The sequence below is a fragment of the Pseudobacillus sp. FSL P4-0506 genome, from assembly GCF_038003025.1.
Taxonomy (GTDB): Bacteria; Bacillota; Bacilli; order Bacillales; family Domibacillaceae; genus Pseudobacillus.
Window position 1 is genome coordinate 3,158,942 of sequence record NZ_JBBOOI010000001.1, and the last position, 15,533, is coordinate 3,174,474.

At 37.2% G+C, this 15,533-nt stretch carries 10 protein-coding genes, 1 pseudogene and 1 other annotated feature; of the genes and pseudogenes, 4 read left to right on the plus strand and 7 right to left on the minus strand.

Translation table 11 applies throughout. The features are described from left to right. Positions 1-60 precede the first annotated feature (60 nt). Together MKZ02_RS15760 and MKZ02_RS15765 are read right to left on the minus strand one after the other, a co-directional pair. On the minus strand, positions 61-1,419 hold the full coding sequence (locus tag MKZ02_RS15760) for a sensor histidine kinase (protein WP_340854419.1): 1,359 nt from the start codon (positions 1,417-1,419) through the stop codon (positions 61-63). Continuing rightward, positions 1,416-2,090: a response regulator transcription factor gene (locus MKZ02_RS15765; protein WP_340854421.1), complete on the minus strand. Its 675-nt coding sequence runs from the start codon at positions 2,088-2,090 to the stop codon at positions 1,416-1,418. The genes MKZ02_RS15760 and MKZ02_RS15765 overlap by 4 nt, the downstream gene beginning before the upstream one ends. A 213-nt stretch (positions 2,091-2,303) precedes the next feature. Between MKZ02_RS15765 and MKZ02_RS15770 the strand changes: the two genes are divergently transcribed. Then, entirely contained in the window at positions 2,304-3,461 is a 1,158-nt protein-coding gene (locus tag MKZ02_RS15770; RefSeq protein WP_340854423.1) for a VanZ family protein, read from the plus strand. A gap of 250 nt (positions 3,462-3,711) precedes the next feature. Here the strand turns inward: MKZ02_RS15770 and MKZ02_RS15775 are convergent, their stop codons facing one another. The 3 genes from MKZ02_RS15775 to MKZ02_RS15785 form a co-directional block, all read right to left on the minus strand. Beyond that, positions 3,712-4,746, minus strand: a complete 1,035-nt coding sequence (locus MKZ02_RS15775; RefSeq protein ID WP_340854424.1) for a YdcF family protein — start codon at positions 4,744-4,746, stop codon at positions 3,712-3,714. 539 nt (positions 4,747-5,285) lie between these two features. Beyond that, complete coding sequence (gene ileS, locus MKZ02_RS15780) at positions 5,286-8,384, minus strand: isoleucine--tRNA ligase (RefSeq protein ID WP_340854425.1); 3,099 nt, start codon at positions 8,382-8,384, stop codon at positions 5,286-5,288. A 49-nt stretch (positions 8,385-8,433) separates the two neighbouring features. Continuing rightward, positions 8,434-8,672, minus strand: a binding site (T-box leader). Between the two features lie 333 nt (positions 8,673-9,005). Continuing rightward, positions 9,006-9,416: a MerR family transcriptional regulator gene (locus MKZ02_RS15785; protein WP_340854427.1), complete on the minus strand. Its 411-nt coding sequence runs from the start codon at positions 9,414-9,416 to the stop codon at positions 9,006-9,008. 383 nt (positions 9,417-9,799) lie between these two features. Here MKZ02_RS15785 and MKZ02_RS15790 point away from each other — a divergent pair, with 383 nt between their 5' ends. Continuing rightward, positions 9,800-10,840, plus strand: a complete 1,041-nt coding sequence (locus MKZ02_RS15790) for an NAD(P)-dependent alcohol dehydrogenase (RefSeq protein ID WP_340854429.1) — start codon at positions 9,800-9,802, stop codon at positions 10,838-10,840. Between the two features lie 338 nt (positions 10,841-11,178). Further along, positions 11,179-11,376, plus strand: a pseudogene (locus MKZ02_RS15795) (DapH/DapD/GlmU-related protein); the annotation flags it as partial. 451 nt (positions 11,377-11,827) lie between these two features. Here MKZ02_RS15795 and MKZ02_RS15800 read toward each other — a convergent pair. Together MKZ02_RS15800 and norA are read right to left on the minus strand one after the other, a co-directional pair. Continuing rightward, positions 11,828-12,691, minus strand: a complete 864-nt coding sequence (locus tag MKZ02_RS15800; protein ID WP_120037600.1) for a glycerophosphodiester phosphodiesterase — start codon at positions 12,689-12,691, stop codon at positions 11,828-11,830. Positions 12,692-13,120: 429 nt separating this feature from the next. Continuing rightward, positions 13,121-14,314, minus strand: a complete 1,194-nt coding sequence (gene norA / locus MKZ02_RS15805; protein WP_340854430.1) for a multidrug efflux MFS transporter NorA — start codon at positions 14,312-14,314, stop codon at positions 13,121-13,123. Between the two features lie 124 nt (positions 14,315-14,438). Between norA and MKZ02_RS15810 the strand changes: the two genes are divergently transcribed. After that, a complete protein-coding gene (locus MKZ02_RS15810; RefSeq protein WP_340854432.1) occupies positions 14,439-15,272 on the plus strand; it encodes a MerR family transcriptional regulator in 834 nt (277 codons plus the stop codon). The last annotated feature ends 261 nt before the right edge of the window (positions 15,273-15,533 follow it).

Sequence of the window (15,533 nt, forward strand, 5' to 3'; positions counted from 1 at the left end):
TTTATAAAAAGGATATACTGCAAAGGTGTTCATTAAGATGACTTCTTGTTTAAGTTTTGTTTAAGTTTTCATGCCCAAATAAATGCTGGTTCCCTCCGAGGAAGTGGCAATTTCCCAATCTAAATTCATTTCCTTCATCATAAGCGAAACAATTGATAGCCCAATTCCGGCACCTTTATCTTCAGATTCATGATTAAACCCTTCCCCCCTGTCCCTAATGACAATGAAAGTGGAGCCATGACATTCAACCGCCTGAATTCCAATATATCGCCCTGAACGAGCATGCCGAGTAACATTTTGAATTAAATTATCCAAAATACTTTTAAACCAAATAGGGTCTACCTTCCATATCAGCGATCTTTCCGGTAAATCAATATCTATGTCAAACTTATACCGTTCAAATATAGGATACCATTCCGCTATAACTTTCCGAACTTCATCCAATATATCCGTGTCTCGCATTTCAATCGGATGTTTACCAGCTGAAAGCAGTGTGTAAGAAAGAAGATTGTTGATCATTTTGTCCATATCATCCAGTTTGTTTTCAACAATTTGAAGTGATTCTATTACTGCAGAGGATGCTGGGTACTTCTTTGCGGAATATACGTGCTGTCTCATGACTGTTAAGGGTGTTCGCAAGTCATGAGACATATTGGCGATTAGCTGTTTCCTAAGATTTTCTTCCTCTTTCTCTCTATCCCTGCTGCATTTCAACTGGTTGATCATCTCGTTAAAAGCACCTTCAAGCCTTCCAATCTCGTCCATTTTTCTAATCCCGACTTCATCAGGGATACCTTCATCTCCCGTTTCAGACATCGCAAATTGAAGCTTAACAAGCCGGTTGCGTATATTAAAGAAGAAAAACCAAGAGATTAATAAAAAAGCTCCACTAACAGAAATAAAAAATATGATAAATGGAAAGTCTTTGTATAGAGAAATACTGCCAAGGTTTGTATCAGTAATTGGAACTTGAAGAACCATTATCCCTTGTCTAGGATCGTTTCCTATTAATGCCGTAATGGTATATACATTTTGAGGGTTTTTATTTTGTAAAAACGTATCCACATGAAACTTGCTTTCCTCCATAAATATAAGAGAATCGGTAAATGTCCAATTTTCAGGAATATCGGCAGACCTCTTTCCAATAAATCTAGATTCGCCACTTCCATTTACCCAGAAAACCTTAGCCTTTGGATACTTATTTTTTATAGACTGAAGACGATGATGAATTATCTTCGCTTCCTTGCCATCTAATTCAACTGCTTCCCGCTTCCATATAGCTTCTATTTCCTTTGGATCGTATAATCCTTTATTGAACAGAAGAGGGGAATAATAAATGGCTGGAATAAGAGGAAAAAGGACGAGGGCAAATAAAATAAGAAACAAATATCTCGTCATTAAAGATTGTATGATATTCATGATTTCATCCTATATCCAAGCCCTCGGATTGTTTCAATGATTTGCGGATTGCTTGTGTCCAACTCAATTTTTTCACGCAAATGGCGTATGTGAACCATTAATGTTTTATCCCTTTCAATATAAGCATCTCCCCACACTGCTTCGTAAATTTGTTTTTTCGTCAATATTTGATTCAAGTGGTCTAATAAATACATAAATATATGAAATTGTTTTCCCGTCAAAATAATATCTTCCTTAGAAATTGTATTGATGATCCGATTTGACTTCTGATCAATTCGTAAATGCATAACCTCGATATTTTCTGGGGCAATAACTCCTAATCGCCTTACTAGTACTTGAATACGGGCAGCTAACTCATCAGGATGATACGGCTTTGTCATATAATCATCCGCGAAACTGAGTCCCTGTAACTTATCTTCCATAGAAGTTCTTGCCGATAGCATCATAATTGGTGTATTCGGGTATTTCTTCTTCAGACGCTGACCGATTGTATAACCATCTAACCCCGGCAACATAATATCCAAGATAACAAGATCAGCCCGTTCCATATGCTTCATTGCCTCATGACCAGACGTAATCCAAATGACTTCATATCCACGTTCTGTTAAAAATTTGCTTACCCATGAGCCAATTTCTTGATCATCTTCTATATGCAAAATTGTTAGCTTCATAAATTGGGTGCCTCCCCTCATTAATAAAACAGGAAAATTACACCTAATTTTACCATGCCAGCCTAATGACTTATCTAATTACTTTAAAATTGCGCTATGAATATCTTGTATCCAATTAAACAATAATAAGGCAGACAAGATGCGTAAATATCAGCGCATTTTGCCTGCTTTTTAAATTGATTCAAAGTATACTGAGCAAAAAGAGGTGTATGTATGTCTGTATATATCCAACCGATCATGACCGCCTTTATTATGTTTGGTGTATTGGGTTATCTACTTGTCATTCCCTGGCTGGTATATAGCTATCGAAAGTATGGATATTTTAGTATTTGGGCTTCCATTGTTGTTTACTCGTTTATTTTCTATATGCTATCAGCACTATTTTTAGTTCTCCTGCCGCTTCCATCAACTAGGAATACTTGTGCTTTTCAATCACCAGATACCATTTATTATTCATTAAAGCCATTCACCTTTATAGGAGATATTTTTAAAAGCAGTTCAATTATTTGGTCACAACCGAGGTCGTATATTCAGATATTCAATCAAAGTGCCTTCTGGCAGGCAGCATTTAATTTTCTATTATTACTTCCTTTTGGCGTATATTTGAGATACTTTTTCAAAGAAAAACAATATTGGAAAAAGGCATTAGCTTTAGGATTTGCCCTGTCTCTCTTTTACGAAATAACACAGGTTACTGGAATTTATGGAATTTATAAATGCCCCTATCGTTTATTTGATGTTGACGATTTAATGTTAAATAGTACAGGTGCGCTCTTTGGTTTTCTTGTGGCTCCAGTCATATTGGCTTTATTTCCTTCCAAGGAAAAACTATTGGCGAAAGCGGAAAAAATGCAGAAGAGCCCTCTAGTGCCGCCGCTGTCGCAATTACTTGCTGTACTTATAGATTATATTGTCATTAAGTTAACGTTTACTTTCACAGTCGGACTATTCACATCAAGTGGATTCGCAGAACTGATATATACAACAGTTGGCTTTGTGGTGCTGTACTTTGTTTTGCCTCTCCTATGGGGAGGAAAAACAATCGGAACAAGTATAATGCGATTTAAACTCGCGAATTTGGAGGGGGATATCCCTTCATGGCAAGCTATGCTAAAAAGAACCGTTGCCTTATATTTACCTTGGCTGGCATCTATGTCACTTAACCTTCTCGACCACATTAAATTAGAAATAGAATCTCACTTTTACGCTATTCATGTATGGGTAACAGTGGCTATCTTCACGTTTGTTAGCATCATGTGGCTGACTTTATGCATTCATGCCGTTTTGGTCATGTTAAAAAAAGGGAAACGCACTTTCTACTTTGACCATGCTGCAGATATTGTCCCAAGAAAAAATAAGGGAATTTCTTAAAACAGGATTTGTTTCATTTTTTAAGATTTATTCGCGGAACCAACACTGGATCAGCACATAGAGGATCCGAACTAAGATTGGGCATGGCCAATAACATCATTAAAGTTCATGATGGAAGAATCACTATTCATCGCGAGGTTGGCTATGGAGCAACGATTGACATTTAAACTTGATCGATGATGCGTCTTTAAACTTAACTAATTCATATTAGAAAAGCCATTCACAAAAGGTGAATGGCTTTTTGTATTGGTTATAAAACTAATAAATAAATAATGGTTAGCAGGACTGAAAATCCTAAAATTGTTCCTACTACAATGGTATGGCGTTTACGTTGCATCACGACAATGGCAATATACTCGCGAATCATGGCATTTGGCCAGTAGTAGAGTGCAGTTTTTGAACCAATTCCTTGGCTCTTTAAACCTGCCTTTTTTGCATACAGGCTAGCCCTGAATAAATGGAAATTGTTTGTAGTAAAGATGCTGTTATATTTGTCTCCTTTTACTGAATCCATTATTTGTTTTGAGTAAAGCATATTCTGGAATGTATTAACTGAACGTGTTTCTGTTAATGTATGCTCAAAAGGAATTCCTTTCTCTATAGCATACTTTTGCATGGCTTCCGCTTCAGAAAGGTTTTCATCCGGTCCTTGTCCGCCTGAGAAAAGGATAATAGGCGGGAAAGCAGCATCCGCTTGTTTCCAATAAAAATCAATTGCCTTATTAATTCGACTGGCCAAAAGCGGCGGCACTTTATCGTTAATTAACCCGCTGCCAAGCACGATGATAAAGTCTTGGTCATATTTCGGCTTATTAAATTGATACAAAAAATAAGCAGTTAAAAAATTGGTTAAGTGTAGAAAGAAATAAACGATTATTAAAGAAGCCCCAGCGTATAGAGGTCGAAATTCAGCAGATAAAAAACGCTCAGGATTCATGGTTCTAAATAAGAACAATAATAAAAGAAAGATCCCTGAAATGAGGGTTAAACTGTTGGAGAATCGCCTGCTTTCTTTTTTCATCAGGATTCGTCCATTTAAAAATAACCCTATACTTAAAGCGAATAATCCAAATGTTGAGATAAAGAGTAGAAATACAAGTGGAATAATAGCAATTATCATAAAAATCCGATTACCTGAGCTGAACCCTACATAACCACAAAAAGTAAGTAATGAACAAAAAAACAGGTTAAATAGAAAACCGTTTATCATTCGTCTAGGATCTGTTAAATAAAATCCCAGGAAAACAACAAATAAAGCAAGAGTAATAAGTCCAAGAATAACCATTTTATACCTCGATTTCTTAAAAGATTGCCCAATTCATTATACATGATAGTAGTATCAGTTTATAAAGCCTTTTTTATTTTTTCCTATTTTTTTAGTTTACCATCAAAAAACCCCTTTCCTTTCCAAATGATTTTGTTATATTTATAAATTCACCCTGCTTTTTTTATCATGTATAATCATGCCTAGAAAACTAAAATTATATACTCAGTATTGAAAATTTCTAGCGCGGAAATTAAAAGATTCGAACAGCTATGATAGCAAGATAACTTTCGCTGTATGCCCGGCATACTGATCATTATAATCCCAATGTTGATATCATCAAACATCCTCTTAATACTTCAATGCCTGGCAGTTTTAAACGATTTACTCCATCTACAATCGTAAGATCAACCCTTTAACCTATCATAATCAAAATGTTGTAAAAAGAAGGTTTTTAAACCCGAATGTTTCACTGCTTTTTAGGAGATTGTATTAAAAAAGTCCTGCGGCCAGTTTGAAAATTAGCTGACCGCAGGGCTTTTCTTTTTTTGTATGATAACCTAATACCTCAATGAGACCTTTACTGTCTCATCACCAAGTTTTACTTCCATATACTGTTCGGAATCGCTTAGCATTTCAAAGCTAATATCGTGAACAAGCACGTTTTCTTTAATTAGGCTCTCAAAGCGCTGAATTATTTCTTTCGCCTTAGCTGTTGCTGAAATATTGACCGCTATATACATCTCAACAGGTAAACCTATTTTTTTGCGAGTGTCTTGTATCGCTCGAATTAATTCTCTAACTTGCCCCTCTTCTACTAATTGAGGGGTAAGTTTTGTGTCCACTATTACCTTTAGCTGCTGATCGCCCGCCGTCTCAAAACCAGAGGAAACTGCATACTCAACGTTGATATGCTCCTTCTGTAATATTACCGTTTGCCCCTCTATATTGATTTTTATTTGACCGTAATCAAGTAATGTATTCTTCTCAGTATCAGTTAGTTGATCGACATATTGTTTCACTGCATTTACCAGTTTACCAAACGTTGCACCTGCTGTTTTAAAATTCAGTTTTAATGTAGTGGATTCATATTGTGATAAATCTTTCGTATAAATAACATTTTTAACATTCAGTTCGTCTTTAATAATGTCTGTGTAATCTTGCAAAAGGTGTTCCCCTTCACTATTCCATACGATTATTTTCTGCAAGGGCTGCTTAACCTTAATGCTTTGGGCGTTACGAACACTCCGGCCCAATTCTACTATCTTCAAGATCGTTTGCATATCTTCCTCTAAATTAGGATTAATCATCGACTCATTAGCTTTTGGATAGTCTTGTAAATGAACACTTTCTTGATCTAATTTCAAATAGATATCTTCTGCAACATATGGAACAAACGGAGCTAACAAGCGACTGATCGTAGTAAGTGCTTCAAATAGCGTTGAATAGGCTGCTTTTTTATTTTCTGAAAGCCCTGACACCCAGAAACGAGTTCTTGACCGTCGTACATACCAATTGCTTAATTCATCAACTAACATGGCAATTTCTCGTGTGGCTTGAGTGAATTGATAGTGATCCATATAACGATTAACGAGTTTAACCGTATTATGAAGGCGTGAAAGTATCCACTTATCCAGGGTTGTTCTCTCACCTGTTTGCTTTCCATCATATACGAACCCATCTATCTTCGCATACATGGCATAAAATTTGTAAGTATTATCTAATGTGTCAATCAATTTTGATTTTGCATCTTGCACATTTTTCTTTGAAAAACGCTTTGGATTCCATGGTGAACTATCAACCAGAAATGCCCAGCGAAGTGCGTCCGCACCGTATTGCTTTATAAGCTCAACAGGATCTAAAGCATTCCCTTTGCTCTTAGACATTTTTTGTCCGTTTTCATCAAGTACGTGTCCAAGTGACAAGACGTTTTTATATGGAGCTTTTCCCGTAAATAAGGTCGAAACAGCAAGCAGGCTGTAGAAGAAACCTCTCGTCTGGTCAATCCCCTCAATAACGACATCTGCAGGAAATTGCGACTCAAACTTTTCTTTGTTTTCAAACGGATAGTGATGCTGTGCGAATGGCATAGAACCACTATCAAACCAAACATCAATGACTTCAGGCGTTCGCTGCATTACGCTCTCACACTTCGGACATATACACTGTACTTTATCAATATAGGGCTTATGCAATTCCAGCGTGTCTGCTAGCGGAGCCCTGGCTATTTTTTGAAGTTCTTCTATACTGCCAGGCGCTTCTTCATAATGACAATTTGAACATATCCAAACATTTAAAGGGGTGCCCCAGTATCGATTTCTGCTTATGTTCCAATCCATAAGATTTTCAAGAAAGTTTCCAAAACGTCCGTTTTTAATGTGCTCTGGGTACCAATTAACAGCTGAATTGTTCGCAAGCATCTGATCCTTTAAAGACGACATCTTAATGAACCAACTATCCGTTGCATAGTACAGTAAAGGAGAATCACATCTCCAGCAATGCGGATAGCTATGCTCATATTTTTCCTTGTGAAAAAGGATGCCTCGTTCAGAAAGCATTTTGATAATGTCTACATCACAGTCCTTCACAAACTTCCCTGAAAGTTCTGTAACGTCGTTTGTATAACATCCTCTTTGGTCGACAATATTGACAAAGGATAAATCATTCTGCTGGACGGTTTTATAATCTTCTTCACCGTAAGCGGGAGCAATATGAACAATACCGGTTCCGCTATCCTCAGTAACATAATCTGCTAATACGACATGATGTCCTCTCTTAACTGTTACATAATCAAATGGTGGAGCATAATGTACTCCCTCAAACTCATGACCACTATGTTCACTAAGTATACTTACCTCATCACCAAGTACCTTTCCTACTAATGATTTGGCCAGTATATAAATTACATTATCCTTTTGAACACGCACATATGTTAACGTTGGATTCATGGCAAGGGCAACATTTGCAGGCAATGTCCATGGTGTTGTTGTCCATCCTAAGAAATATTCTTCATCTGCATCAAGGCGCTTAAATTTTATCGTTGCTGATAAATCCTTTACATCTTTGTAGCCTTGCGCTACTTCATGCGTACTCAGAGAAGTTTGACAGCTAGGACAGTATGGTGACACACGATGCCCTTTATATAATCGCCCATCTTTGTGAACCTTACTTAAAATGTTCCAAACACTTTCGATATATTTATTGCTTAGTGTCATATAGGGGTGATCCATATCCACCCAATAGCCTAATTCTTCCGTAAACGATCGCCATTTCTTCTCGTAAGTGAATACATTTTCCTTGCATTGATTAATAAAAGCTTCTACACCGTAGCGTTCAATCTCATGTTTTCCTGAAATACCGAGCTGCTTTTCAACCCCCAGTTCTACAGGAAGACCATGAGTATCCCAGCCAGCCTTTCTTTCTACTTGAAAGCCTTGCATTGTTTTGTATCTTGCCACTACATCTTTAATCGTTCGACCAAAGGCATGCCCTACATGGGGTAGACCGTTGGCAGTGGGAGGCCCTTCGTAAAAAACAAAAGGTGTTTTGCCTTCTCTTAATTGTACAGATTGACGAAAGGTATCTGCTTCTGCCCAATAATTCCGTATTTGTTTCTCCCGCTGTACAACTGTTTCTTTACTTTCTTCATTAGAGTTCATAGATATCGCTCCTAAAATTTTTTTAAAGCACACAAAAACCCCATCCCTAGTAAGGGACGGGGTTAACCGCGATACCACCCTAATTCTATTGATCCGATCAATAGCACTTAGCAACGTACAATCATACGTGTTCCTTGTAACGGTAGACGCCCGGCTAGACTTACTTTAAAATTCGGTCTAGCTTCTCAGAGAGGATCTTCACGTAACACTCGAACACTGACTTGCACCAAAATGTCAGCTCTCTGTGGATCAAGACGAAACGCTACTTTTTCTCATCAACGAATTTGTATGCTTTTATTAAAATTTATCGTAACAGATGCAAAAGAAACAGTCAAATATCTCTTATAAGAGGAATAGCCCTTTTAGGCGTCATATTTCATCAAGAAAAACGACAAATCAAATAAAAGCGACAAATCAAAATCTCTGTGTTTTATTGGTGTCTAAATCTTTTAGTTCTTGTTAAACAATCACTCTTTTCAATTTAAGTATAAATCTTTACAAAGTTAAAGAAAAAAGCCGAAATTCACTTTGGAAAACCGGCTTCTTCTTTATATGTTAACCGTAGCAAATGATGCAAACAGACTACCTGCACTATATATACATGAATATAAATGTCTTCTATTAATTAGGAATCTCTATTTTATTGTTTTTATGAATATCTTCCGTACCGGCTTCCAATGCAGTTTTGTAATATAAGCATTTATGCTCAATCAGTTTCATTGTTTTCTTCAATTCTTCCATCTGTGCTTCTGCATTAGCCTTTCTTTCCATAAACATGTCATACCTTTGTTGCAACGTGGAATCCCCTTCAGAACACCAATCAATGAAGTTTTTAATCTCCTTAATAGGCATTCCGGTGGATTTTAGACATTCCACGATTTTTAAAGCATCGATATCAGACTCCTTAAACAAGCGTGTACCGCTAGCTGTCCGTTCTACAAAAGGCATAAGTCCCTCTTTGTCGTAATAACGCAAAGTATATACTGTCAAATTTAATTCTTTAGCCACTTCACTGATAGAATATGTCTTCAATATTACTCTCCCTTTCTTAATATCATAGACCTCGAGTTAACTCTAATATTATAAGGAGACGTTATCTTAATGTTTGCTGAATGTCAAAGTCCTATCAAAGGAAAATAAAGACTAGCTTGATTAGTAGAGAAGAATATATTTTCAAAAAGACATGGCTAGCTCTCAATTAAATTGATAGCTGACTTGAAATGTGTATGGTTAAGAAGCGCTTTAAAAAGTATAAATCAATCACTTGACCTAGAGTTAACTATAGGTATTAACATTGTTTTGCAAGAGAAAACTGCTGGGATAGAAATGAATGAAGAGGAGCTTGACCTGAGTGATTCATTTGCCTGATACAAGCACATTCTCTTGGAAAGTATAAATTATAGGAGGCTTTATGAATGATCATCGCTAAAGCAAGAGCTGTTGATGGGCCAGACAAACCGTTTCGAATAGCTGAAATTAAACGACGCGACCTTGATTTGCACGATGTTCTAATTGAAATTAAATACGCAGGAATATGCCATTCTGACATTCACACCGCTCATGGCGAGTGGGGTCCAGTGAATTATCCACTCGTCCCCGGACACGAGATTGCAGGAGTTGTCACAGCAACAGGACCTAATGTTACAAAATATAAAGTCGGTGACCGGGTAGGGGTCGGATGTATGGTTGACTCCTGCGGTGAATGCGGAAACTGCCGCAAAGGAGAAGAACAATACTGTCTCAAAGGAAATATTCAAACCTACGCTGGTGTTGATAAATACGGAGAACCTACCCAAGGCGGCTATTCTACCCACATTGTCGTACAGGAAGATTTCGTTCTCAGAATTCCTGATAGCATAGAAATGGACGCTGCAGCACCATTACTTTGCGCAGGCATTACGACCTATTCTCCATTAAACCATTGGGGTGCGGGGCCCGGGAAGAAAGTGGCTGTTGTAGGTATGGGCGGCCTTGGTCATATGGCTGTCCAAATTGCACATGCTATGGGAGCTGAGGTCACTGTTCTATCGCAAACATTGAAGAAAAAGGAAGATGGTTTGCAGTTAGGAGCAGATCATTACTATGCCACAAGCGACCTAGAAACATTTGAGAAACTTGCCGGAAATTTTGACTTAATTATTAACACGGTCAGCGCAAAGATTAACCTGGATGCCTATTTAGGACTACTCACTCTTGATGGCACGCTGGTAAACGTCGGTGCTCCTGCAGAACCGCTGTCGCTAAACGTGATAAATTTAATCGGTCATCGCCGCTCATTTGCAGGTTCGATGATCGGAGGCATCCGTGAGACTCAGGAAATGTTAGACTTCTGTGCAAAACATACTATTGCTCCTAAGATTGAAGTTATTTCAGCGGATCAAATTGACGAAGCCTACGAACGAGTATTGGCTTCTGATGTGAAGTATCGATTCGTCATTGACACGAGCACAATGTGAATTTGGTTAAGGAAGCACCGATTTTGTGAATAAAAATGGGATACCTTATTTTTCTCAATAAAGCGTCTCGTTAGAGAACGACTAAGACAAGAACAATGTCAAAACAATAGAAAATCGCTAATAACACTGAGCTATTTAAAATCATTAACTCTCTCTATGCTCCTTCTCATGGGATGGAGCATAGAGAAAAGAGTTAAAAACTAGAAGATAGAAAACTATCTGAAAATATCGCAGCAGGGATGGATAGTATAAAAGTAAATGATTTACCCTACTTTTGATGAATCCATGTGTAAGGCGGAAAACAGTCAACTTTTAATCGTGGAATCATAAATGTTTAAACAACATACCCTTCCCCGGTCGTGATTGGCAAGAATGTGTGGATTGGTTCGAACGCCACTATACTGCCCGGTGTGACGATTGGAAACAACTCTGTTGTCGCGGCAGGTGCAGTCGTAACGAAGGATGTCCCTGAAAATACTGTTGTTGCAGGAGTGCCTGCAACAGTGTTAAAAAAAGTGAACAATCATTTAGAATGAGTTTACGGGCTCTTTCATTTAAACAACTTTACCGTGGTATTTTTAAGTATGGCAAAGTTTTTTACATCAATAATTAAATACACAAAACCACGATCTAAAAGCAGAACGGGGTTTTGTGTATTTGAGATTTTGAAAATAAATAACTTTATTGTCACTTTACAAATCTAATCAACCCGTATATTTTTTAAGTGTCTTTTGGTTATTATTGAAAAACCTATGTGGTGATATAACCTTTGTCCTCAAAATCCCCCTCTTTTTTCGTTCTTATTTTCAAAGCATCTGCAATGTTTTTAGCTGCAGACTGCTTTTCTGCAGTCATACCCTTCATTCTGTTAAACTCCCTATTCAGTGTAATGCTAACTATTATATCTATTTTCTTCTAGAGCTTAAAAAAGGATGCTTTAAATTTCTAAACATATGACTTCTCTCCCCTCGCTTAAACAAAAGAAACTTATTTTCCCTTTTTAACTTCATGAAGCAAATCTGGGAAGTTCGTGAACATTCCTGTCACACCCCAGTTAATTAACAGCTTCATTCTTTCTTTATCATTTACTGTATATGGATGGATTTCAAGTCCCTTATTAACGACCTTTTGTACGTATTCTTTATTTAAGTATGTATGGTTAGGGCCTACTCCAATCGCATAACCCTTAATGGCTGCTACTTCTTCATCTGTTATTACCGCATTTGTTTTATAAGATAGTAATTGAATTAGCTTCACAGATGGATCGAGCTTGTGCATAATTTCTAAGCTTTGCGGGCTAAAAGATTGAACAAGAAGTGTCTCTTTATCTATGCGATACTTATCGATGAGACGTAAGAGTTCTTTTTCCATGCCCGGGTAAATGTCCGGTGACTTTGTTTCAATATAATATTTGTTGTTTTTCCCAAATTTCCGGAAAATTTCTTCAAGAGTTGGTACTTCTAATCCTACATAATCTGGATCAGCGTATTGTGGATATTGTTCGTTAAACCAGCTTCCTGCGTCTAATTGCTTGATTTCCGCTAATGTATAATCCTTAACAAGGCCTGTCCCATCTGTCGTCCGATCCACTTTCTCATCATGCATGGCAATTAATTGTCCATCCTTAGTCATTTGCAAGTCAATTTCAATGTAGTCCCCATGCATTTTTTCTCCTCTGTCATAGGATACTAGTGTATGTTCTGGAGCGTACCCCGACGCCCCGCGATGGGATACATTCAAAATATCCTTATGTTTCTCTTTTGCAAGGACCGTCCCTCCCCCAGTAATGACCCCGATTCCTAATACAAGAGCACCAAAAGCAGGTAACCATTTTCCTCTCAATCTCAACATCTCCTATAATTTCATTTATTTGAGTAGATTTCCTATTAAAAATAGCAATAGAATATTAATTTTTGAGAGGATTGATGTAAAAAGAATATAAAATTTTGTAAGGGTGATTGCCTATACTCCCTGGAAGGCTCTTCACCAAAATAGCAGGAGAGCTAAAACCACCTCAGCATTGACAAATAAAGGTGCAAAGACTCCTGCGGGATTAGCGGGACAGTTGAGACCCCGCAGGCTCTTTCGCGGCGAGGAGGCTCACCGCTCGCTCCACGGAAAGCAAAGCGCCTGGAATGGAAATCAACAGCCCCCATTCACAAGCAAAATAAAAAAGACTACCACAATAAGTGGTAGTCTTAACTGTCTATAAAGAATGATTTGTTCCCTATGGGAATCATTTAAGATTTCTTACAAAACATGCCCTTCATTTCAACTTGATTAATTATCTGCACTAGGCTTCACTTCACTTAAAGAATCCTTGGCTTGCTTCTTCCAGAAAAATGTAATAGCGATTCCTAGAGATAGGATCACCGTCGCAAAGTAGTAAGGGTAATTAATGTCTATATCAAATAATATCCCCCCTAGAATCGGACCGCTAATGTTCGCTAAACTTGTAAACATAGAGTTCATCCCCCCAACGAAGCCTTGTTCGTTCCCGGCGACAGTGGAAAGGTATGACGTAACTGCTGGCCGGAATAGATCAAACCCTACAAAAACAATAAATGTAACAAGCAAAATGGAGAAATATGAATGGGCAACAGTCATTAAAAAGACAAGCAAGGCCGACAATATCAAGCTATATCGAATCAATTTAATTTCGCCCCAAATTCGTGTAAGCTTATCAAATAGAATGACCTGTGAAACTGCACCGAAAATCGCCCCACCTGTAATAACAATCGCTATATCAGATGGTTTAAATTGAAATTTATGATCCACAAATAGACTAAAGAACGATTCAAAAGCGGCTAAACCAAATGAGGCAATAAAAATTAAAATAAACGCAAGGAAATATTTTGGGGCCATAATACGCTTGAAGCCAGCTTTGCCATCCGAGGCTTGTTCATTATGCTCTTCATTACGGTCCGGCTCAGATAGTAAAATAATGGAGAGTATAGCCGCAATTACACCAAGGGCCCCTGCAAAGAAGAAAGGTATACGTGTTCCAAACTCCGCCAAGAACCCGCCAATACCTGGACCAATAATAAATCCTGTGCTGATCGCAGCTGACATATAACCTAGTGCTTTCGCGCGGGTATCTAAAGTTGTAATATCCGCGATGAAAGCTGTGACAGCCGGCATAATGAACGCCGCACTAATACCGCCCAAAATACGAGAAATAAATAAGATTTTAATCTCCGTACCGATACCAAATAAAAACTCTGAAATCCCGAAAATAAACAAGCCAGTTACAATCATAATTTTTCTGCCGAATTTATCTGCCGCTTTTCCTGCAAATGGGGAAACAATCAATTGAGCAATGGCAAACGTTGCTGTTAAATAGCCAACCGTTGCTCCAGTAATGCCCAATTCATTCATCAGTGTAGGTAATACTGGAATGACAAGACCAATTCCCAAAAAAGCTATGAATAAGTTCATTAATAATAATCCTAAGGTGACTTTATGAGTCCTCATCTTTTACATTCTCCTTAACAAACTAATTACCGTCATTACAAACTAATTTGTATGGTTTTCATCTTTTACAATTTCCATTTTAGTGTATATAGTAACTATATAGTCAAGAACGGAGCTGTAAAAAATGAATAAAAAAAACGGAAAATATTTGACTACCGGGGAATTCGCGAAGCTTTGCAAGGTAAACAAACAGACACTCCTTTATTACGATCAAATCGGGCTTTTCTCCCCAGAATATAAGAACAAAAAAGGTTATCGTTATTATTCAATTCGCCAGATAGAACTATTTTCTGTTATCGATTTATTAAAGGATCTCGGCATGTCGCTAAGTGATATTCAACAATATACGCAAAATAAATCACCTGAAAGCTTTTTGTCCATCATGTATCAAAAAAAGGCAGAGATTGAGAAAAAACGTCAGGAAATCGAAATAAAGGAAAAAATTATTGACACAAAAATAACCTTAATGGAGGAAGCATTGCACCTGGATTTTCATCAAGTCAAACTTGAACAATTGCCAGAAGCCACGCTTTATTTAAGTAGAAATATTGAAAATATAAACAATGAGGAATTTGTAGAGGTTTTTTCGGATTTTATTAATGAATTGGACGTATTACAACTTGATACGGGTTATCCAATAGGTGTAATAACGAAACGAGAGCAAGTATTAAAGGGAGAATTCACTAATTATAGCTATTTATATATCGAGCAGCCAAATCCGAAGGAAGGACATCTGTATTTTAAAAGTGTAAAGGGTGAGTTTCTCAGCGGATATCATATAGGAGATGAGAAAACAATACATAAAACATATAAGCGACTTTTCTTGGAGATGGATCGTTTAAATTTAGCCTTAGGTGATTATGTTTTTGAAGAATATATTTACGATACAGTTGTCATGAACCATAAGGAACATTATGTCACTAAAATCATGATACAAGTCAATCAAATAAAGAGTTAATTTTGCATAGATGAGCTTAGGTAAACTTGACCTAAGCTTTTTTATTTTGACATTAAGCCCCCTGTTAAACGGTCCTTTAGCTTAATTATATTTCTTTGCAATCTTGATACAGTAAACTTTATTGAAATCTATATTACACGTAGATTTTATACACATAATCGAGTAACTAAAAATATTAGGAAAGTCCCGTCCTCCTCTTTCTTCATCCAACCATTGTTCACTTACTATATAAGATAGTTTAATATGAAGGCTCTATTAAGT